At 53.6% G+C, this 21,736-nt stretch carries 18 protein-coding genes; 11 read left to right on the forward strand and 7 right to left on the reverse strand.

Annotated elements, in window-relative coordinates; translation table 11 throughout:
• Positions 1–39: 39 nt before the first annotated feature.
• The 3 genes from J2X14_RS00305 to J2X14_RS00315 all read right to left on the reverse strand — a co-directional run bounded on the left by J2X14_RS00305 (position 40) and on the right by J2X14_RS00315 (position 5,445).
• Positions 40–636 carry an ATP-dependent Clp protease proteolytic subunit gene (locus tag J2X14_RS00305; RefSeq protein ID WP_352409236.1) on the reverse strand — a complete coding sequence of 199 codons (597 nt, stop codon included), beginning with the start codon at positions 634–636 and terminating at the stop codon, positions 40–42.
• 289 nt (positions 637–925) lie between these two features.
• Positions 926–2,872: a methyl-accepting chemotaxis protein gene (locus J2X14_RS00310; protein WP_352409237.1), complete on the reverse strand. Its 1,947-nt coding sequence runs from the start codon at positions 2,870–2,872 to the stop codon at positions 926–928.
• 227 nt (positions 2,873–3,099) lie between these two features.
• The gene (locus J2X14_RS00315) at positions 3,100–5,445 is read right to left on the reverse strand and encodes a glycosyl hydrolase family 18 protein (RefSeq protein ID WP_352409238.1); all 2,346 of its coding nucleotides are present in this window, start codon (positions 5,443–5,445) and stop codon (positions 3,100–3,102) included.
• Between the two features lie 437 nt (positions 5,446–5,882).
• Here J2X14_RS00315 and J2X14_RS00320 point away from each other — a divergent pair, with 437 nt between their 5' ends.
• From J2X14_RS00320 to chbG, 7 genes are all read left to right on the forward strand, one after another.
• A complete protein-coding gene (locus J2X14_RS00320) occupies positions 5,883–6,593 on the forward strand; it encodes a Bax inhibitor-1/YccA family protein (protein ID WP_352409239.1) in 711 nt (236 codons plus the stop codon).
• A gap of 333 nt (positions 6,594–6,926) precedes the next feature.
• The gene (locus tag J2X14_RS00325; RefSeq protein WP_352409240.1) at positions 6,927–7,247 is read left to right on the forward strand and encodes a PTS sugar transporter subunit IIB; all 321 of its coding nucleotides are present in this window, start codon (positions 6,927–6,929) and stop codon (positions 7,245–7,247) included.
• 83 nt (positions 7,248–7,330) lie between these two features.
• Positions 7,331–8,689 (forward strand): PTS N,N'-diacetylchitobiose transporter subunit IIC, encoded by a 1,359-nt coding sequence (gene chbC, locus J2X14_RS00330; RefSeq protein WP_352409241.1) that lies wholly within the window; start codon positions 7,331–7,333, stop codon positions 8,687–8,689.
• 58 nt (positions 8,690–8,747) lie between these two features.
• Positions 8,748–9,095 (forward strand): PTS N,N'-diacetylchitobiose transporter subunit IIA, encoded by a 348-nt coding sequence (gene chbA / locus J2X14_RS00335; RefSeq protein ID WP_352409242.1) that lies wholly within the window; start codon positions 8,748–8,750, stop codon positions 9,093–9,095.
• Positions 9,096–9,107: 12 nt separating this feature from the next.
• Positions 9,108–9,947 carry a transcriptional regulator ChbR gene (gene chbR / locus J2X14_RS00340; protein WP_502889921.1) on the forward strand — a complete coding sequence of 280 codons (840 nt, stop codon included), beginning with the start codon at positions 9,108–9,110 and terminating at the stop codon, positions 9,945–9,947.
• An 81-nt stretch (positions 9,948–10,028) separates the two neighbouring features.
• On the forward strand, positions 10,029–11,372 hold the full coding sequence (locus tag J2X14_RS00345) for a 6-phospho-beta-glucosidase (RefSeq protein ID WP_352409243.1): 1,344 nt from the start codon (positions 10,029–10,031) through the stop codon (positions 11,370–11,372).
• Positions 11,373–11,418: 46 nt separating this feature from the next.
• A complete protein-coding gene (chbG, locus tag J2X14_RS00350; protein WP_352409244.1) occupies positions 11,419–12,180 on the forward strand; it encodes a chitin disaccharide deacetylase in 762 nt (253 codons plus the stop codon).
• 94 nt (positions 12,181–12,274) lie between these two features.
• Here the strand turns inward: chbG and J2X14_RS00355 are convergent, their stop codons facing one another.
• Genes J2X14_RS00355 through J2X14_RS00365 form a run of 3 tightly spaced genes read right to left on the reverse strand, consistent with a single transcriptional unit; the run spans position 12,275 to position 15,305 of the window.
• Positions 12,275–13,303 (reverse strand): lysylphosphatidylglycerol synthase transmembrane domain-containing protein, encoded by a 1,029-nt coding sequence (locus J2X14_RS00355; RefSeq protein WP_352409245.1) that lies wholly within the window; start codon positions 13,301–13,303, stop codon positions 12,275–12,277.
• A complete protein-coding gene (clsB, locus tag J2X14_RS00360; protein ID WP_352409246.1) occupies positions 13,303–14,547 on the reverse strand; it encodes a cardiolipin synthase ClsB in 1,245 nt (414 codons plus the stop codon). Before clsB ends, J2X14_RS00355 begins: the two co-directional genes overlap by 1 nt.
• Positions 14,544–15,305 (reverse strand): endonuclease/exonuclease/phosphatase family protein, encoded by a 762-nt coding sequence (locus tag J2X14_RS00365; RefSeq protein WP_352409247.1) that lies wholly within the window; start codon positions 15,303–15,305, stop codon positions 14,544–14,546. The genes clsB and J2X14_RS00365 overlap by 4 nt, the downstream gene beginning before the upstream one ends.
• Positions 15,306–15,482: 177 nt before the next feature.
• Here J2X14_RS00365 and J2X14_RS00370 point away from each other — a divergent pair, with 177 nt between their 5' ends.
• The 4 genes from J2X14_RS00370 to J2X14_RS00385 all read left to right on the forward strand — a co-directional run bounded on the left by J2X14_RS00370 (position 15,483) and on the right by J2X14_RS00385 (position 20,027).
• Complete coding sequence (locus J2X14_RS00370) at positions 15,483–15,875, forward strand: YbhQ family protein (RefSeq protein ID WP_352409248.1); 393 nt, start codon at positions 15,483–15,485, stop codon at positions 15,873–15,875.
• A 239-nt stretch (positions 15,876–16,114) separates the two neighbouring features.
• Positions 16,115–17,623: an ATP-dependent RNA helicase RhlE gene (rhlE, locus tag J2X14_RS00375; RefSeq protein WP_352409249.1), complete on the forward strand. Its 1,509-nt coding sequence runs from the start codon at positions 16,115–16,117 to the stop codon at positions 17,621–17,623.
• 168 nt (positions 17,624–17,791) lie between these two features.
• Positions 17,792–18,745: a tRNA dihydrouridine(16) synthase DusC gene (gene dusC / locus J2X14_RS00380; protein WP_352409250.1), complete on the forward strand. Its 954-nt coding sequence runs from the start codon at positions 17,792–17,794 to the stop codon at positions 18,743–18,745.
• A gap of 88 nt (positions 18,746–18,833) precedes the next feature.
• Positions 18,834–20,027, forward strand: a complete 1,194-nt coding sequence (locus tag J2X14_RS00385; RefSeq protein ID WP_352409251.1) for an MFS transporter — start codon at positions 18,834–18,836, stop codon at positions 20,025–20,027.
• Here J2X14_RS00385 and J2X14_RS00390 read toward each other — a convergent pair.
• Positions 20,003–21,601, reverse strand: coding sequence for an inorganic phosphate transporter (locus J2X14_RS00390; protein ID WP_352409252.1), 1,599 nt, complete (start codon positions 21,599–21,601; stop codon positions 20,003–20,005). The two genes, J2X14_RS00385 and J2X14_RS00390, sit on opposite strands and share 25 nt — an antisense overlap.
• Positions 21,602–21,736 lie beyond the last annotated feature (135 nt).

Here is a 21,736-nt window from a genome sequence, read left to right on the forward strand (position 1 = left end):
GATATTCACGCTCAATATTAATGAGCCAGCCTGTCGGCTTTATTGACGCGGCAGTTCAGCTTCGCTAAGAATAACTTTGCTGGCCAGGCCATACTCGACCGCTTCCTGGGAAGATAACCAGAAATCACGCTCAGTATCCTGACGGATTTTCTCGATCGGCTGTCCGGTTGCGTCAGCGAAGATCTTATTCAAACGCTCGCGCATGGTCAGAATTTCATCCATATAGATTTTCAGGTTGGTTGCCGGTCCCTGATAGCCGCCAGACGGTTGATGTAATAAGAAGCGGGTATTAGGCAACGTATAACGGTTCTCTTTTTCAGCAGCAACGAAAATCAATGCGCCTGCGCTGGCAACCCAGCCGGAGCCGATAACAAAAACTTTGGGTTTAATAAAGCGGATAGTATCGTAAATCATATCCCCAGACTCAACGTGCCCACCAGGAGAACTGACAAACAGGTAAATCGGGTCATCACTGATGTGCGCAAGAGCATGGAGTTGCAGAACTTTAAGTTCCGCCATTTTTTGATTGATTTCGCCCGTGATGAAGATCTTACGCGATTTTATCAGATGTTCCTGATATTTTTCACTCAAAGGAGACTGAACATCAGTCTGCTTCTCATTTTCTGTCATATCCATACCTGATACCTTGTCGTTGAGATTATATCGCTTATATAAGCTAGCTTGTTGTGCAATAAAAGTAAATTGTAACCGCCGACCGGAGACGCAGGCAACATGCAGCAGGGCTAAAAGGGGCAGAGCGTTTCAGAAAGTAAAAACCGACCGGTTAGTATACAAAATGCACATGCTCCCTTCATTTTTATCTTCATTTATCCGCTGTTGGTCTGGAAAAAAACGCGGCGCTAAAAAAGCCCGTGACGCGTTAACGTCACGGGCGGCGTAGTATCAGGCGGGCGGCGCGCTGGGCTTAGCCGTGCTGCTCCAGCTGGAAGGTGGAAACCGTATCGGCCAGCTGACGCGCCTGATCCTCCAGCGAGGCGGCGGCGGCCGACATCTGCTGTACCAGCGCGGCGTTTTGTTGCGTGACGCCATCCATCTGGTTGACCGCCACGCTTACCTGGCTGATGCCCAGCGACTGCTCATCGGAAGCATTAACGATTTCATCGATAATCGACTGCACCGCCGCCACCGACTCGGTCATGGTTTTCATGGTTTTGCCGGTTTCGTTGACCAGTGAAACACCGGTGCTGACGCGCGCAGCGGACTCATCAATCAGCGCAGAGATCTCTTTTACCGCGTTAGCGGAGCGCTGCGCCAGATTACGCACTTCAGAGGCGACCACCGCAAAGCCACGACCCTGTTCACCGGCGCGGGCGGCTTCTACCGCCGCGTTCAGCGCCAGAATATTGGTCTGGAAGGCGATGCTGTTGATCAGGCTAGTGATATCACCGATTTTGCGTGAGCTTTCATCGATTTGCGCCATAACTTCCACCACCTGATGAACCAGCTCCTCGCCACGATCGGCTACCGCTGTGGCGTTGCTGGTCAGCTCCGTTGCCTGGTGTGCGTTATCCGCATTCAGTTTTACCGTCGCGGTTAACTCTTCCATGCTGGCTGCGGTCTGCTGCAGCGCTGACGCCTGCTCTTCGGTGCGGGAAGAGAGATCGAGGTTACCGCTGGCGATTTCGCTAGCGCCGCTGCGCACCGAGGCGCTGGCGGTCATGATTTCGCTCACCATATTACGCAGCTGCTGCTGCATGGTTTGCATGGCATAGAAAATGCTTTGCTGATCTTTGGCCTGTACCTCAATGGTGCGGCTTAAATCCCCCTGGGCGACCGCCAGGGCCAGGCTGGCGGCTTCAGCCGGTTCGCCGCCGACCGGGCGCGAGATTTTACGGCTGAAGATCAAACCCAGCACGCCGCATACCACCACAATACTCACCACCATCAGGATCAACGCCCAGACCAGCTGGCGGTTGGCGGCGGCCATGACTTCGCTCACCGGCGCGACAATCGCCAGACGCCACGGCGTTTCGCTGTTGCCGATGGTAATCGGCTGCCAGCTGATAAAAGCGTCCTCTTTCAGAAACGCATCCTGATATTCATGCACCGCAAGGTTTTCTCCGCTTTCACCCTGCCAGGTTTTACCCGCCAGCGAGGCATCAGGGCTGGCGATAATCTTGCCCTGATTCGACAGCAGCAGCGCATAGCCTTTACCCTGCCACGGCTTAATCGCGCCGATGGTTTTTTGCAGCATTTGCAATGACAGGTCAGTGGTGGCCGAGCCTTTGAATTGACCATTGATGATAATCGGCGCGGCGATCGAGGTCAGCATGACTTGCACGCCGTTATAAGGATAAATGTAAGGTTCGAGGATCACCTCTTTCATACGCTGGCGCGGCAGCAGGTAGTAGTCACCCTCGCCTGGTTTCTCGAGGGTCACCAGGTTATGCAGCGCAGGCTGCCCGTCGCCATTATGATCGATATAGCGCGCATAGCGCCCGCCATCAGCATGTTCCGGCTGACCGGCAAATTCAGCATCTTTGCCATCAAACGCGTTCGGCTCAAACGCTAGCGAGAGCGAGAGATAATCCGAATGCGAAAGCAGCGATGCTTTCAGCATTTCATCCAGCGCCCGGCGCTCCGGTATGCCCGCCGCTGTTAAGCTCCAGGCGCTGCTGGCCAGCCCGCGTGCGGTGTGTAATGCCTCATTAAGCTTGTTCTGCACCTGTGACGCATTAGCTTTGGCGATTTGCTGCAGATAATTCTGCGCCAGCTCACGCTGTTGTTGTCGCGCCTGGCTGCTAAGCAGGCCGATGGTAAGGATAAAACCCAGAGAAATGGTAACGATGCCGGTTATCAGCATCAGGGTTTGGGTACGCATTTTGCGTCGGCTGGCAGTAAAAGTGGTCATGACATTCCCCGGAAAAGGTTAAAAACTCCAATAACCTCCTGTCAGCGAATCTCCTTCTGTACAGATTATCGGCAGCAGGCAGAGAAAGTTCAGAGCGGGAGGCGATAAATTGCGCACGGGGCGTAAGCTTGCCGCGTCAGGTGAAACGTAGCTGGAGAGGAGATTTACAGATTAAAAAAAGCCGCCTGCAACAGGGCGGGCGGCTTGATAATAAATGCAGCGTTATATTATTTGAGCATATCTGCAGTGATGGTCATTTCATATAACGGTTCACCGGTTTCTACGCTGTGTTTCCAGCCCGGTTCACCATCAGCCAGCACAACTTTTACCTTATCTCCTGATTTCGGCGTTTTGGTAAAATTAGTTTTTATGGTTACCGTACCATCGTTGTTAAAGGTTTTATATGAATAATAGGCTTTGCCGTTATAGATCTCACCTTCATAAAAACCATTAATATAAATCATGATGCGCTTTTCAGCGTTAAAAGTTTCATTATTCATTGTGGTTAAGATGGCGATCCGGTCATCAGTCTGGCGGCCAATTTTAAACTTAAGATTAGTCTCATCCATCTGAAGCATTGCTTCAGTAACCGTTTTTTCATATAACACTTCACCAGCATCCACATTGTGAGCACTGCCCGGCTTCCCTTCTGACAGGATGATTTTTATTTTATCCCCTGGTTTCGATACCTGACTGAAATCAGTTCTTACTGTTACCGTGCCATCATCATTAAAGGTTTTAGATGAATAATAGGCTTTGCCATTATAGATTTCACCCTGATAAATGTCATTAACGTAAGTTATGATGCGGTTTTTGGCATTAAAAATTTCTTTATCAAGTATACTTTTAATCGCTAATTTGCCGCCCGGTCTTTGGATAAATCCAATATCCAGGTTAATTGAATTATTTTGCCCCAGCAATTCAGCCGAGATCGCACCCAGTTCGTGATCGGCGATATCACCGCTCAGATCCCAAATAATCGCGCCGCCGTAGCCTTCATTTTTAATGTAATCTACTTTTTCTCGAATAGATTGCACATCATCATAGGTATAGAAGGTTTTTGTGCTGGCATTATACAGGTAAGGCGCGTGGGACTGAGTATCCCAGTAACGCTGATACTGCTTATCCAGCGCCATCTCTTTCAGCAGATGATAAGGGTTGGTGCCGGTATATTCATTTTTATCATCCCACTGACCATGGATTGTCGCTGAGCCGGGGTTAAACAAGCCGGGCGAGCCTGGCACTTTTTCCGTTCCCTCAACGTTGCCCCATGCCCGGCCATACCATGACAGCCCTACCAGCAGCTTGGATTTCGGGATATTCCAGCCGAGGTTATATTCCTTCATGGTGGAATCAATATTGAATTTCGCATCGGTGTCGTTGTAGTGACCATACAGCGGTGAGTTATGACCGGTGATGGGATCAAATGCGCCATGATAATCGTAAGTCATCACATTGACGCTATCCAGCAGCGGAACGGTCTCGGCTGGATTGGTAAATTTAATATTATTGTGGTTCGCCGTTACGGCGGAAGAGAGCTGATAATAACGATCGTTCTGCTGGCCTAACGTATCCAGTTTAGTACGCAGGCTTTTAATCAGCTGGGTATATTGATCAGCTTCTTTTTCAGTGGTTGGATATTCCCAGTCGATGTCTACACCATCGAATTTCCACTTAAGCATATATTCAACGATGCTGTTTGCCAGACGTTCAACCTTTTCTGGCGTGGCGGTGGCGGCCTGGAACATCTTAACTTCTTTTCCACTCTGATCGCAATTGATGACGCAAACCTGAGAGTTAGTGTAACCGCCAATAGAGATGATATTCGCCACGCCCGCTTGTTTCGTGCGTTTCGCAATCTCCTGCATGTTTGTCGCGCCGCGCCAGGTATCGTGCATGGCAACAATGCCATCCTTCGTCAGCACCGCAAAACCATAGTTGAGATGAGAAAGCTGATCGTAAGCGACTTTATCTGGCGTAAAGTAATTATGCGCTTCATAAACGCCCCACTCAGGGAAATAACCGATAACTTTACGTTGGTTTGCCACGGCTGCTTTCAGCTTTTTCTGGTGATCGAGCGCTTTCTGCCCTTTGAAGGGCGTGAACTCGAAGGTAGCCAGCATCGTCACCTTGACCGCTTCGCCGCGCTTCCAGACGGCGTTCTCACCCGGCTTTTCTCCCGGATTCGCCCACCAACCATTGGTCCAGAAATAGCCATCATGCACAACTACTGTTCCGGGTTTATCATAGGCGGCGCTTTCATTATAAGCCACGCTGTCTATTACTTTTTCATTTAATTCGGCAACCTGCACGGTGACCTGGCCTAAAAATTCTTTATCCGGTGCAGTATGATTCTGCCAGCTTTCCTGATCGATATAGCGCTCCCATGTTTTGCCACCGTCGATGGAAATCATATGTTTATAATCTAATCCCCGAATGATATTTAGATCATCATCCATCGATAATGTTTTTTCGGGTTGCCAGGAAGATTGAACGGTTGCGTTTGCTGAAAAAACGGTAGCCATAGCGCAGAATGCGACTAAAAGCCCTGACGTAATTTTATTTAATTTCATTGTTTTTCCTTTAGGTGTAAATAACCATTCTTGCTAAACATACCAGCGCAAAAAATAGTGTGTAATAGTAATTTAAGAGGATGGGAGAGGGTTTTAATAACCTTATGCCAAACCGCGCAAAAGATATAAAATCAAGGAAGCGTTTTCCGTAACTATTTAATTAATTAATCGAAAAAAAACTGGCCTGTTTTTTTAAAAAGCTCACTTCGGCAGTGCTCAAGCTTAATTAAGCGGTTGGCAAACTTAGGCTGGGCCGGGGCGATCCGGGAGGCCGGGCGAAGAAAATCCCAAAACGGCATCGCTATTGCTGCGGCGTGTGCCCGGTTTTTCAACCGTTGGCAAACGTTTCGGAGGTAACTGCCGCGCAGCCATAGTCTAACTGGCCAAATCTATGCCACACTTGGATAACCTGTTACTTAATATCATTCGGGGGGATTATGAACCGATTTCCACACTCTCAAGAGACCATCGGGCAGCGCGCCGGTACCGGCCTGCAAACTTACATGGCGCAGGTTTATGGCTGGATGACCTGCGGCCTGCTGCTTACCGCGTTCATTTCCTGGTATGCGGCGAATACGCCTGCGGTCATGGAACTGGTGTTTGCTAATCGCATCACCTTTTTCGGACTGATTATTGCGCAGTTGGCGGTGGTGTTTGTTCTCTCAGGTCTGGTGCATAAGCTCAGCGGGGCAGTGGCTACCGCGCTGTTTATGCTCTATTCCGCGCTGACCGGTTTAACCTTAGCCAGTATTTTCCTGGTCTATACCTACTCGTCGATAGCCAGCACTTTCTTTGTGACTGCCGGTATGTTCGGTGCCATGAGCTTTTGGGGTTACACCACCAAACGCGATCTCAGTAAAATGGGTAGCATTCTGTTTATGGCGCTGATTGGTCTGCTGCTGGCGTCGCTGGTTAACTTTTGGCTGAAAAGCCCGGCGTTGATGTGGGCGATTACCTATATTGGTGTGCTGGTGTTTGTTGGCCTGACGGCGTATGACACGCAAAAGCTGAAAGCGATTGGGGAAAATATCGATACGCGTGATAAAGAGAATCTGCGCCGCTATTCAATTATGGGCGCGCTCACGCTCTATCTGGACTTTATCAACCTGTTCCTGATGCTGCTGCGTATTTTCGGCAACCGTCGCTAGTAAGGTAACAACCCGCCTTAACGGATTACCGTGTGAAGACGGAATAAAGCACCGAAAGATCTTCTTTTCGGTGCTTTATTTTTTGGCGCAAAAATAGTGCAATCCGCTCTGCGCTATCGCTGCCGATTAATTCACTAAAATGTGAAGGGAGTCATTAAGGCAGGTCAAGGAGAGACAATTTTTAATTCGTAATAAATATTTCCTCATTAAGTGATGGCGTATACTCTCTCCGGCCAACATGAAGCTTATTTATTTAACGCATGCTTCTTTAGATTAACGGGTAAAGAGGGCATTTTCCGGTCTGGGATTTATTCCGAATATGAGGGGTTTGTTATGGAAAAGAAAATAATTTACTTGTTTTGTTCCGCAGGAATGTCTACTTCGTTGCTGGTTTCTAAAATGAAGGCGCAGGCGCTGAAGTACGAGGTTCCGGTAGTTATTGAAGCTTTCCCGGAGTCGCTGGCGGCTGAAAAAGGCCCGGAAGCGGATCTTATCCTGTTAGGGCCGCAAATAGCCTGGATGTTGGCGGATATCCAAAAAATATTACCCAATAAGCCGGTCGAGGTTATTGATTCAACACTGTATGGCAAAATAGATGGATTAGGCGTACTGAAAGCTGCTGTCGCGTCTATCAAAAAAGCAGCTGCCCATTAGCGCTATTTTCTTGTTTGCTTTTCTGTTAAAGCAAGGCTTTCTACACCTGGCCGCCAGACTGGCGGCGTGCAAGGAATATAAAAATGAGTAAAGTCATTGGTACGCTTGAAAAGGCGCTGCTTCCCTTTGCCATAAAACTGGGGAAGCAACCGCACGTTAATGCGATTAAAAATGGATTTATTAAATTAATGCCGCTGACCCTTGCCGGAGCAATGTTTGTCCTTATTAATAACGTCTTTCTTAGCTTTGGTGCCGGTTCTTTCTTTTACTCGTTGGGTATTCGCCTGGATCCCGCCACGATTGAGACATTGAATGGGTTAAAAGGTATCGGCGGTAATGTTTATAACGGTACGCTGGGTATCATGTCGCTGATGGCGCCTTTTTTTATCGGCGCCGCGCTGGCGGAAGAACGTAAAGTGGATGCGCTGGCAGCGGGCGTGCTGGCGGTTGCGGCTTTTATGACCGTCACGCCTTATAACGCAGGCGGCGCTTATGCCGTTGGCGCTAACTGGTTAGGCGGCGCGAATATTATTTCGGGCATTGTTATTGGTTTGGTTGCCGCTGAAATGTTTGCCTTCATCATCCGCCGTAACTGGGTGATTACGTTGCCGGAAAGCGTGCCTGAATCTGTATCGCGTTCATTTTCGGCGTTAATTCCCGGCTTTATCATTCTGTCTATTTTCGGCGTTATCGCCTGGGCGCTGGCGCTTTACGGTAACAATTTCCATCAAATTATTATGGACTCCATCTCTACGCCGCTGGCATCGATGGGGGCGGTAGTGGGCTGGGCCTATGTTATTTTCACCTCGCTGCTATGGTTTTTTGGCGTCCATGGCTCGCTGGCGCTGGCGGCGCTGGACAGCGGCATCATGACGCCGTGGGCGCTGGAAAACGTGGCTATCTATACCCAATATGGTTCGGTCGAGGCGGCGCTGGCGGCGGGTAAAACCTTCCATGTTTGGGCTAAACCGATGCTTGATTCCTATATCTTCCTCGGCGGCACGGGCGCTACGCTGGGCCTGATTATCGCTATCCTGATAGGCTCGCGTCGTGCCGATCATCGTCAGGTGGCAAAGCTGGCGCTGCCTTCCGGTATCTTCCAGATTAACGAGCCGGTGCTTTTCGGCCTGCCGATTATCATGAATCCAGTGATGTTTATTCCTTTTATGCTGGTTCAGCCGGTTTTGGCGGCAATAACGCTGGCGGCCTACTACGTAGGGTTAATCCCACCAGTCACCAATATTGCGCCGTGGACCATGCCAACAGGCCTGGGCGCTTTCTTTAACACCAACGGCAGTGTTGCGGCTCTGCTGCTGGCCTTGTTCAACCTGGGCATGGCGACGTTGATTTATCTGCCATTTGTGGTGGTTGCCAACAAAGCGAACAGCGTGATTGCCGAGCAAGAGAGCGAAGAAGATATCGCTAACGCCCTGAAATTCTGACAAACGGGGCTGACAGGACGTCAGCCCGCGCCAACTCCCTTAACGTTGCGAGGTAAACATGTTTAATGCCAATAGCCTGAGCGAAGCCGTAGATGAAACGTCGGATCTTGAAGAGGTGGTGATGGGGTTAATTATTAACGCCGGACAGGCGCGCAGCCTGGCGTACGCTGCGCTAAAACAGGCAAAAGTCGGGAAGTTTGAACAGGCGCAGGCGTTGATGGATTCATCCCGCCTGGCGTTGAACGAGGCGCACCGGGTACAGACCCAGCTGATTGAAGAGGATCAGGGGAGCGGTAAAACGCGCGTCAGTCTGGTATTGGTCCATGCGCAGGATCATCTCATGACGGCGATGCTGGCGCGTGAGCTTGTGACCGAACTCATTGAGCTGCATGAAAAAATAAAATAACGTGTGGAGAGGATGATGCAGCCAGCGGTAGTGGGTATGGGAATTAAAACAGCACATGAAAGCCAACTGTTTGATGGGCAAAACTTTCACGTTTTTATCTACAACAAAACCGAAAGTATCTCTGGGCTGCATCAGCATGACTATTATGAATTTACCATCGTGCTTACCGGGCGCTATTATCAGGAAATAAACGGAAAAAGGGTGCTGTTAGAGCGTGGCAACTTTGTATTTATTCCACTGGGATCGAACCATCAGAGTTTTTATGATTTTGGCACCGCCAGAATATTGAATGTCGGCATCAGTAAACGTTTTTTTGATGACCATTATCTGCGCCTGCTGCCGCCTCATTTTGTCGCTTCGCAGGCTTACCCGATAAAAATTGAATTTCTTAATTATATCGAGGCAATGGTCTCTTCGCTAAATTTCCGCAACGGCGAATTCAGTGAGTTTCTGGAGATGGTCACCTTTTATATTATAAACCGGCTGCGCCACTACCGCGAAACGGAAGTCATTACGCATATTCCCGACTGGCTGGAGGCAACGGTAGAGAAAATGCATGATAAAACCTGGTTCAGCGATAATGCGCTGGCGAATATGGTAGCGCTTTCCGGGAAATCGCAGGAATACTTGACCCGTGCCACCCAGCGCTATTATGGCAAAACACCTATGCAAATCATTAACGATATACGCATCGACTTTGCTAAAAAACAGCTGGAGATAACCAATTATTCCGTTACCGATATCGCTTTTGAATCTGGCTATAGCAGCCCCAGTCTTTTTATTAAAAATTTTAAACGGCTCACCTCGTTTACGCCGAAACATTATCGCAAACAGCTTTGTCGTATGAATTAGCCTGGCGTTAGAGGAATCTTCTTAAACGCTTTATATCTTTCCCTTTAATTTGCAGTGCTGCGCCACTGTACAGGAGTTGCTGTGAGCAAAAAACTGAAAGTCGTTACGATTGGTGGCGGCAGTAGTTATACCCCCGAATTACTTGAAGGCTTTATTAAACGTTATAATGAACTACCCATTAGTGAATTATGGCTGGTGGATGTAGAGGCGGGTCAAGAGAAACTGGATATTATTTTCGATCTCTGCCAGCGGATGATTAAGCGCGCCGGGTTGCCGATTATGCTTTATAAAACGCTCGATCGGCGTGCCGCCCTGGTTAATGCAGATTTCGTTACCACGCAGCTGCGCGTGGGGCAGTTAAAGGCGCGCGAGTTGGATGAGCGCATTCCGCTACGCTATGGCTATCTGGGGCAGGAAACCAACGGCGCCGGTGGGTTATTTAAGGGGCTGCGCACCATTCCCGTGATTTTCGACATTATTAAAGATGTCGAAGAGATTTGCCCTGAGGCATGGGTGATCAACTTCACTAATCCGGCAGGTATGGTGACCGAAGCGGTATTCCGCCATACCGGCTTTAAACGTTTTCTGGGCGTGTGCAATATCCCGGTAGGGATGAAAATGTTTGTGCGTGATGTGCTGAATGTTGCGCCGCAGGAGAGTTTGTCGCTCGATCTGTTTGGCTTAAACCATATGGTGTTTATCAAAGATGTGCTGGTTAACGGCACCTCGCGCTTTGCCGAACTGCTGGAAGGGGTGGCATCCGGCACGCTGAAGGCGCGCGGCGTAAAAAATATTTTCGATTTGCCGTTCAGCGCCGGGCTGATCCGCTCGCTGAAACTGATTCCCTGTTCCTATTTGCTTTACTACTTTAAGCAAAAAGAGATGCTGGCGATTGAAATGGGTGAGTTCTACAAGGGCGGCGCACGCGCCACGGTGGTGCAACAGGTTGAGAAGCAGCTTTTCGAGCTGTATAAAAATCCTGAGCTGGACGTGAAGCCCCAGGAGCTTGAGCTGCGCGGCGGCGCCTATTATTCCGATGCAGCGTGCGAAGTGATTAGCGCTATCTATAACGACAAGCAAAGCGAGCACTACGTTAATTTCCCGCATCACGGCCATGTCAATAATATTCCCGCCGACTGGGCGATTGAGATGACCTGTACCATTGGACGCGATGGCGCCACGCCTACGCCGCGCATCACCCAGTTTGACGAAAAAGTGCTGGGGCTGATTTACACCATCAAAAGCTTTGAGGTTGCGGCCAGCAAGGCGGCGCTGAGCGGTGAATTTGACGATCTGCTGCTGGCGCTGAATTTGAATCCGCTTATTCATTCCGATAAGGACGCGGAAAACCTGGCGCGCGATCTGCTGCTGGCGCATGAAGCGTATCTGCCCAACTTCGCGCAGTCGATTGCCCGGCTGAAATAACCGACGCCGCTGCCTTCCTGCGGGAAGGCGCTTTCAGGAAGCGCTTATGAATAAAATATTGATCGTCAACGCCGATGATTTTGGCCTCTGCAAGGCGCAAAACTACGGCATTATCGACGCCTTTAATCACGGCATCGTGACCTCAACCACCGCGATGATGAACGCGGCAGCAGCAGAACACGCCGCGGCCTTAAGCAAGGCGCATCCGAAGCTGGCCGTGGGAATGCATTTTGTTTTAACGCTGGGAAAACCGCTTTCGGCAATGCCGCATCTGGTCAATGCCCAGGGCGAACTGGATAAAGGAATATGGCAGCGCGCGGAGGCGAATACCTTACCGCTGGAGGAGATTCAGCAAGAGCTGGTCTGGCAGTTTGCGCGCTTTGTTACGCTGTTTGGCCGGGCGCCAACGCATATCGACAGCCATCATCATGTGCATATGATCCCGCAAATTTTCCCGCTGGTTGAAGCGTTCGCCCAAGAAAAAGGTGTGGCGATACGCATCGATCGTCAGGTGGTAAAAGCGCGCAGCATCAGCCTGCAGGGTGCCAAAAGCACACAGGATTTCACCAGCGATTTTTACGGCGAAGCCATTAGCGAAGCGTTGCTGCTGGAGACGCTGGATCGCGCAACCGCGCAGGGCGTGCAATCGCTGGAGATGATGTGTCATCCCGCCTTTATCGATCGAACCCTGCTTAACAGCGCCTATTGCTGGCCCCGGCTGGATGAATTGCAGGTGCTCACTTCACCGTCGTTGAAATATGCTATCGCCGAACGGGGGTATCGGCTGCGGACGTTTGCGGATTTATAAAAACGGTTTCAGGCTGAACCGAAGACGCATGAGCGCCGCAGTAAAAAGCCCGACATCATTAGCGCGATGCCGGGCTTTATTATCACTGAACCCGCTAACTGTGCTGATGCACTGTCTCGTCGCTGTGTTGCTGTTTCTGTTCAGTTGAATCGTTATGCTCTTCCTGCTGCATTTTCTGCTCGTTTTTTACACGCAAATGCTTCGCCCGGCTTTCCAGCCACAGGTAAAGCACCAGCGCCAGCAGCAGCGGCAGAATAAAATAGAGCACGCGATAGGCGAGCAGGGCGGCGATAATCTGCCCGTGACCGGCGTGTTCGTCGCGCAGCAGCGCCAGGAACACCGCTTCCAGCACACCGATACCGGCCGGGATATGCACAATTACCCCGGCGATACTGCTGATCAGCAGCACGCCCAGCACCACCGGATAGCTCACTTCCTGTCCCAACAGCAGCCAGATAATGGCGCCCATTACCATCCAGTTAGCGCTGGAGATAACAAACTGAAACAGCGCCATACGCAACGAAGGCAGCGCCAGCTTTTGCCCTTTAACCGTCCAGCGCCGCCGTTTCGAGAACGCGCAGGCGGCTAAATAGGCGATCACCAGCAGCGCCAGCACGCCGCCGATCAGCCGCAGCGTTCCTTCGCCAATAAACCAGCCCGGCGGTACCGGCACCATTCCGGCGGTAAAAATGATCCCCGCCAGCAGAATATAGCCAAGCCAGTTGGTGGCGATACTCAACGAGAAAATGCGGGTAATGGTGCTGCCGCTGAGTCCCAGGCGCGAGTAAAGCCGGTAGCGCATCGCCACGCCGCCAACCCAGGTACTGAGCGTCAGGTTAAAGGCGTAGCAGATAAACGACACCAGCATCACCTGACGCTTAGCCAGCTTATGACCGCAGTAAGCGCGGCCAATCAGGTCGTAGCCGCCGTAGGCGAGATAACTCAGGATCACCAGGCCTACCGCGCTGAGGATCGCGATACGGTTATAGTTAACAATAACCTGCCAGACATCTTCCCAGTTGACTTTGCGCGCGTAGACCACCAACAGCACAACCACCGCCACAAAGAACAGCCAGGTCAGGATCTTTTTCGCCAGTTTCCATTTAGGATGGGCTTTTGACATCAGGATTTCACTCCATGTTTATCGCTATCTACGCGATCCTGGGTTTCCAGTTCCGGCTGAACCGGCGGCGGCACCTGCTTTACTTTTGGTGTATGAGCGGGCAACCAGCCAGCGATCGCGGGAAAATGGCGCAGGAAGTGGAACACGAACACGCTTTTTGTCAGCTGTAGCCAGGTGCGCTTCGGCAGCTTTTCTTCCTGCACGCGCACGCAGTCATGTTCTAACAGATGCTCCAGATTATCGCGCAGCGTCTGGTTAAACTGCCGGTCGTGAATAATCAGATTAGCTTCAAGGTTCAGCGACAGGCTCAGTGGGTCGAGGTTGCTGGATCCAACAGTCGCCCATTGCTGATCCTGCACCGCCACCTTGCCGTGCAGCGGACGGCGAATATATTCATAGACCTCTACGCCGCCCTCCACCAGATAGTTATAAAGCAGCTCTGCGCCTACTTTAACAATCGGCATATCGGGTTCGCCCTGCACGATCAAACGTACACGCACGCCGCGCTGAGCGGCATTTTTCATTTCGCGCAGCAGACGATAGCCAGGGAAAAAATAGGCGTTGGCGATGATCACATCCTGTTTCGCGTTGCGCAGCATCTCCAGATAATGCTGTTCGATATCGTCACGGTGTTCGTCATTATCGCGGAAAACAAACAGCGCCTGCGCATCGCCCGGCTGCTGATTATGCGCCGGCCGATGCGAGCGGTGCCCCCACCAGCGGCGCGTATTCGTTTCGCTGCCAAACGCCTCCAGCACAAACGCGCCAATATCGTCGACAATCGGCCCTTTCACCTCAATGGCATAATCCTGCTTGGCCTGTGGGCCATAATCGGAATTGTGTTCGGCGGAAAAGTTTATGCCGCCGACAAAGGCGATGACGCCGTCGACCACCACGATTTTACGGTGCAGCCGGCGGAAAAGGTTGGTGCGCATGCCCATCACCAGCGGGCGCGGATCGTAATAGAGAAAGCGCACGCCAGCAGAGGTCAGGCTGGAAACAAACTCGTCCGACAGGTCGGGCGAGCCGTAGCCGTCAACCATGAGTTCGATTTTCACGCCGCGCTGGGCCGCCGCCAGCAGCTCACGGTGCAGCGCTTTGCCGACGTCATCCTCAAACAGAATAAAGGTTTCCAGCAGCACGCTCTGCTGCGCGCGCTGAATGGCGCCAAACACGCGCGGGAAAAATTGTTCACCGTTTTCCAATAGCTGGATACGGTTACCATCGCGCCAGCTCATCGTCATAAGTGAATCTCCACCGCCAGTGGCGCATGATCGGAAAGGTGAGACCAGGGCCGCATGGGTAATGCCCAGGGGTGACTGATGCTGGCATTACGCACATAAATACGATCGAGGCGCAACAGCGGAAAACGCGCCGGGAACGTTCGCGCCGGACGCCCGTGTTTCACGCTGAACACCTCATCAAGATTGGCGCAGCGCTTCAACATTTTATTGGCGCGCAGCTGCCAGTCATTAAAATCGCCCGCCACCACCAGCGGCGCATCCGGGGGCAGGGCGGCGATCATCTCGCACATCATCTGCATTTGCGCATGGCGATGCGCATCGCGCAGGCCAAGGTGAACGCACATCACATGCAGCGTCTGGTCGCGGTCGGGAAGCTGTAAATGACAGTGCAGCACACCGCGCTTTTCGGTGCCCTCGACGGAAATATCGCGATTCTGATATTCGAGGATCGGGAAGCGAGACAGCACCGCGTTACCATGATGCCCTTCAGGATAGACCGCGTTGCGCCCGTAAGCGTAATCGTTCCACATGGTATCGGCGAGAAACTCATAGTGTGGGGTGTCCGGCCAGTTTTCCACCTGCAGCGGATGAGTAATATGGGTACCCATCACCTCCTGTAAAAAAACGATATCGGCCGAGGTGGCGCGTACCGCTTCGCGCAATTCAGGCAAAATAAAGCGTCGGTTAAATGTGGTGAAACCTTTATGTGTATTAATTGTCAGTACTTTAAAGGAAAATCCTTGCGCTTTTTGTGACATACTGGGGGCGCTCTCCTTTTGATTTTGATTTTCGATAAAGTGTAGTCTTTGTCACAAAAGGGCGCTGACTTCCGCCGCGTTTTGCGGCATTGTCTGAAAACTGCGTTACATTATGGACATTCGTCGCTGGCTTTGCCGGCAACTTGGATCGCCCTTAAACGCGATCGGGAGAAAAGAATGAAATGGTTTAACCGTATACAGATTGCCACTGGCCAACCCTGTCTGCACATCTCTTTGCATCTGTTGATGTTTGTCGCTCTGGTTTGGGGCTGGCGAGAAAGGGCGTTGGTTGAAGTGAGCAGCGTACTGGTTGCGGCCTATGGCGCGGTGTTTATCGCTATGCTACTGACCCAGCGTATCCCGCGTCTGCGGCGTACCGGTGATTTTCTGGAAGAGATAACCACCACCTATTATTTCGGCGCGGCGATGCTGCTGCTGTTTTTAGTCTCACGTATTCTGCATAACAATCTGCTGCTGGCCTGCCTGGGGCTGGTGATGCTGGCGGGTCCGGCGCTGGTGTCGCTGCTGGCGAAAGAGCCGCCGCCGCGCATTGAAAAGAAACGCAGCTAGTTCTTTGTTTGTTTCTATCGTCAGGGCCGCCGCGTGCGGCCCTGGTTTTTTCTGCTGCCGGACGCTTTTTTACATCACAGCGGCGCGCCGCTATCCCCCTGTCCGGTAAACTGTTACACTGATCTCATTACGCACCGTAGTTTGTGCCCTTTCAACCGCTTGCTCAACAAGCGTCATGATCTCCCCCCTGGAAACTGCACCGTTAACGACGGTCAGGGCGGAACCGGAGTTGAACCCCTATGTCCTTTGATTCTCTCGGCCTGAACGCCGATATTTTGCGTGCCGTTGCCGAGCAAGGCTATAACGAGCCTACCCCTGTCCAGCGCCAGGCGATCCCGATCGTGCTGGAAGGCCGCGACCTGATGGCCAGCGCGCAAACCGGCACCGGCAAGACGGCAGGCTTTACGCTGCCGATCCTGCAGCGCCTGAGCGCGAAGCCGCTGGCGGCAAAAAGCCGTCGCCCGGTACGCGCTTTAATTCTCACCCCGACGCGTGAACTGGCGGCGCAGGTGGGCGAAAACGTGCGTGATTACAGCAAATATCTTAGCCTGCGTTCGCTGGTGGTGTTTGGTGGCGTCAGCATTAACCCGCAAATGTTGAAACTGCGCGGCGGCGTGGATGTGCTGGTGGCAACGCCGGGCCGTCTGCTCGATCTGGCGCAGCAAAATGCGGTCGATCTGTCACAGGTGGAAATCCTGGTGCTGGATGAAGCGGATCGCATGCTCGATATGGGCTTTATTCATGATATTCGCCGCGTGCTGGCGCGCCTGCCGGCGAAGCGCCAAAACCTGCTGTTTTCCGCGACCTTCTCCGATGAGATTAAATCTCTGGCGGAGAAGCTGCTGGATAACCCAAGCCAGGTGGAAGTTGCGCGTCGCAATACCGCCTCTGAGCAGATTACCCAGCATGTGCATTTTGTTGATAAGAAGCGCAAGCGGGAACTGCTGTCGCTGATGATTGGTCAGGGCAACTGGCAGCAGGTGCTGGTGTTTACCCGCACCAAGCATGGCGCTAACCATTTAGCCGAACAGCTGAATAAAGATGGCATCACTGCCGCTGCCATCCACGGCAACAAAAGCCAGGGCGCGCGTACCCGTGCCCTGAGCGACTTTAAAGGTGGTCAGATCCGCGTCCTGGTCGCCACCGATATCGCCGCGCGCGGTCTGGATATTGAAGAGCTACCGCACGTGGTTAACTATGAATTGCCGAACGTGCCGGAAGATTACGTGCATCGTATCGGCCGTACCGGTCGTGCCGCCGCTACCGGCGAAGCAATCTCCCTGGTTTGCGTCGACGAGCACAAGCTGCTGCGTGATATCGAACGCCTGCTGAAGCGCGAGATCCCGCGTATCGCGCAGCCGGGCTTTGAGCCGGACCCAAGCATTAAAGCGGAGCCAATCATCAACGGTCGCCAGCAGCGCGGTGGTGGCGGTGGCGGACGTAGCCAGGGCGGTCGCGCTCAGGGCGGCGATCGCCAGCCTTCAGGTCAGCGTCGCGCCGCCTCCGGCGAGCAGCCGCGTCGTGCCTCGGGCGAGCGTGACGGTAACCAGCCGCGCCGCGCTTCCGGCGAGCGTGACGGCAACCAGCCGCGCCGTGCCTCGGGCGAGCGTGACGGCAATCAGCCGCGCCGCGCTTCCGGCGATAACAACCGTCCGCGCCGTCTCTCCGGCGACGGCAATCAGCCGCGTCGTACCGCCGGTCAGCGTCCGGCGCAGGCGCGCAGCGATAAGCCTTCCGGCAATCGTTAATCTCGCTTTGTTGCAAACGGCCACCCCCAGAGGTGGCCGTTTTTTTTGGTGACTTAGCTTCTTCCCCTGGTTTTTTATCCGCTTCTGCAATAAACGCCTGCTCAGGTGATTCTCACCTTTCGCCAAAAGGCGTAAACTTGCGCGTCAATTTTTTGGAAGGTATCTGTCATGCGGGTGTTACTGGCGCCGATGGAAGGCGTACTGGATTCTCTGGTACGTGAATTACTGACTTCAGTAAATGATTACGATCTTTGCATCACCGAATTTCTTCGCGTGGTGGATCAGCTGCTGCCGGTAAAATCGTTTCTGCGTCTCTGTCCAGAGCTACAGCACCAGAGCCGTACCTCTTCCGGCACGCTGGTCAGGATTCAGCTGCTGGGTCAGCATCCACAGTGGCTGGCGGAAAACGCGGCGCGTGCGGTAGAGCTGGGTTCCTGGGGCGTCGATCTCAACTGTGGTTGCCCGTCAAAGCTGGTGAACGGTAGCGGCGGCGGCGCGACGCTGCTGAAAGACCCGGAGCTGATCTACCGCGCGGCGAAAGCGATGCGTGAGGCGGTGCCGGATACGCTGCCGGTCACGGTAAAAGTGCGTCTGGGCTGGGATTCCGGCGATCGACGTTTTGAGATTGCCGACGCGGTACAGCAGGCGGGCGCCAGCGAACTGGCGGTGCATGGCCGTACCAAAGAAGAGGGCTACCGTGCCGAGGCGATTAACTGGCAGGCGATAGGGGAAATCCGTCAGCGTTTGTCGATTCCGGTGATCGCCAACGGAGAAATTTGGGACTGGCAAAGCGCGCAGGCGTGCATGGCGGCCACCGGCTGCGATGCGGTAATGATTGGGCGCGGCGCGCTGAATGTGCCGAATTTGAGCCGGGTGATCAAAGAGAACGCGCCGCCGATGCCCTGGACAGAGGTGATGGCGCTGCTGCATCGTTATACCCGGCTGGAAAAGCAGGGTGATACTGGCATGTATCATGTGGCACGTATCAAACAGTGGCTTGGCTATTTGCGTAAGGCCTACCCGCAGGCCGACACGCTGTTTACCACCGTCCGCACGCTGAAAAGCTCTGCAGAGATTGCGGCGGCGATCGACCGTCAGTGTCAGCTGGCGGGTGTTTTGTAACATAATGATAATATATGCGCTTCGCTGATGGGGCTGGCGTATGATGCAGGCTTGTCTCTTTCCTGTTTTTTAAAGGCTCATGGACGCGATGACTCCCGCTTTAACCAATGCCCAGCTTAACCGGCGCATACTTTCCGTTATCATTTTTACCTTCTTTTGTTACCTCTCGGTTGGTTTGCCTCTGGCGGTGCTGCCCGGTTTTGTGCATAACCAGCTGGGCTATAGCTCATTTATGGCCGGACTGATTATCAGCGTGCAATATTTCGCCACGCTGGTGAGTCGCCCTCAGTCGGGGCGTCTGGCTGACGCGCTGGGGCCCAAAAAAGTGGTGATGTTGGGCATGATCTGCTGCGGTTTCAGCGGCGTTCTGACTATTCTGGCAGGCCTTGCCATGGCCACGCCGGTGCTAAGTCTGGCGTTGCTGGCGGCCGGACGCGTTTTCCTTGGCGTCGGCGAGAGCTTCAGCAGCACTGGCGCTACGCTGTGGGGGATGAAAATTGCGGGCAGTATGCAGACGGCGCGCGTGATCTCATGGAACGGCGTAGCGACTTACCTGGCGATGGCGCTGGGCGCGCCAGCCGGTGTGGCGCTTAATGCGTTGATGGGGATTCATGGCTTTGCGGCGCTGGTTACCCTGATGGCGGTGGTCGGGCTGCTGCTGGCCAGCCGCAAACCTGCTGTCAGCGTTGCGGTGGGCACGCGCATTGCGTTCCATCATGTGGTGTCCAAAGTCTGGGCCTACGGGCTGGGTCTGGGGCTGGGCACCATTGGGTTCGGCGCCATCGCTACCTTTATTACCCTCTATTTCGCCAGCCGGGAGTGGCAGGGCGCGGCCTATGCGCTCAGCCTGTTCAGCATCGGTTTTGTTCTGATGCGCCTGAGCTTTAGTCGTACCATCACCCGCTACGGCGGTTTGCCGGTTTCAGCCTGCTCGTTTGCGCTGGAGTGTGTTGGTCTGCTGCTGATTTGGCAGGCAGAGAGCGCCTGGCTGGTGGATCTGGGCGCGTTTTGCACCGGCGCGGGTTTTTCGCTGGTGTTTCCGGCGCTGGGTGTCGAGGCAGTGAAACAGGTTGAGGTGCCCAACCAGGGCGCGGCGCTGGGCGTTTACTCAGCGTTTCTCGATCTGGCGCTGGGGCTAACCGGCCCGCTGGCGGGCCTGCTGATCAGCCGCGTTGGCATCGCTTCTGTCTGGCCCGCCGCTGCGCTGGTGGTGCTGGCGGCGATGCTGCTGACGCTGGGGCTGTGGCAAAAGGCGCGTTATAACGCCGCCAGCAGCATATAAAACAGCGCGGCCATCAGCGCGCAAACCGGCAGCGTCAGTAGCCATACCAATCCCATGCGCTTCAGCGTTGACCATCGCAGCGCGCTGCGGTTTGCCACCATGCTGCCTGCGACGCCACAGGTCAGCACCTGAGTGGTGGAGACCGGCAGGCCAAACTGCTCCGCCACGCCCAGCGTTGTCATGGTTACCAGCTCGCTGCTGGCGCCTTGTGCCGCGCTAAGCGGTGCTTTCCCGGTGCGTTCGCCGATGGTGATAGCGATGCGTTGCCAGCCGGTTAAGGTGCCCAGGCCCATAGCCAGCGCGACCATGATTTTTACCCACCAGGGAATGACGCTGCTGGCATGCCTTAGCTGTTCAGCCAGCGCCGTCAACAGCGAGCGTTCATTCTGCGTCAGCGACGTCGGATGGCTTAACAGCTGATGCAGGGTTTGACCGATCAGCGACATTTGCAGGCGCAGGCGCGTTGCCTCACCGGGTGAAAGCCGATCGAGACGGGTTAACGTGCTGAGCTGTTGGTGCAGGCTGCCGGTGACGCGACCCAGCGCGGGCAATACCGTGGGTTGCCAGCGCTGTTGCTGGCAATAATCTTGCAGCGTTTGTTCCGCCTTCGGCAGGGTAAGATCGCTGCGCTGCGGCAGTTGCGCCTGTGCCTGAGCGGTCAGCACCGTTAAATAGGCCAGGTCGCGCTCTGGCAACGTGCGGTTTAACGCAAACGCGCCTGGCAGCGCCACCAGCAGGATCACCATGATCAGTCCCATGCCTTTTTGCCCATCGTTGGCACCGTGCGCGAAAGAGACGCCGCTGCTGGTCAGCAGCAGCATACCGCGCAGCCAGAGCGGAGGAGGGCGACGCACATCAGCGGGCTGAACAAGCTGGCGGTTCGCTAACAGCATGTTCATCACCAGCAGCAATAGCCCGGCGGCGATAAAACCCAGTATGGGCGAGAGCAGCAGCGCCCAGCCTGCCCGGTAAGCCTGATGCCAGTCGATTCCGCTCAGTGCGCCGTTGCCATTCAGTAAGCTGCTGGCGCAACCGACGCCTAACATCGCTCCCAACAGCGCATGAGAAGAAGAAGAGGGAATCGCGAAGTACCAGCTGGCAAGATTCCAGCTCATCGCCGCCAGCAGCAGAGCATAAATTAGCGCATAACCGTCACGGGCATCCCTGTGCAGCAGCCCCTCTGGCGGCAACAGCGACATCACACCCCATGCCACCACGCCGCTTGCCAGCAGCACGCCCAGCATATTCGCTATAGCGGAGATCAGCACCGCCCGACCCGGGGTGAGCGTGCCGGTATAGATCACTGTTGTAACGGCATTAGCGGTATCATGCATGCCGTTGACAAAAACAAAGCCTAACGCCAGCAGCAGTGCGCAGCTCAGCAACAAGGGCGGGGAAATGTTACTTCCGCTGGCGCTGATTTCTGCTGACAGCTGCGTCATCATCCAGCTGATAGCCACCAATAACAGCAGGCCGAGCATTGCCGCCAGCAGCCGCTGTCGCCGACCGGATCGCGCCGGATAAAGCGTGGGAAAGCGCGAGACGTAGCGGGCGAAGGTGCTGTAATCACTCATATCACACCGAAAAATGAAAGGATGCTTTGGTGGTAATACGCTTTTTATATGACAAATAAATGACGTGTTGGCATTGATAACCGTGTGCGACGTACTCACAATTTATGGATAGCGGCGCATGCCGCGCAGGAAAAG

Origin of the sequence: Mixta sp. BE291, assembly GCF_031457955.1 — a bacterium.
GTDB lineage: Bacteria > Pseudomonadota > Gammaproteobacteria > Enterobacterales > Enterobacteriaceae > Mixta.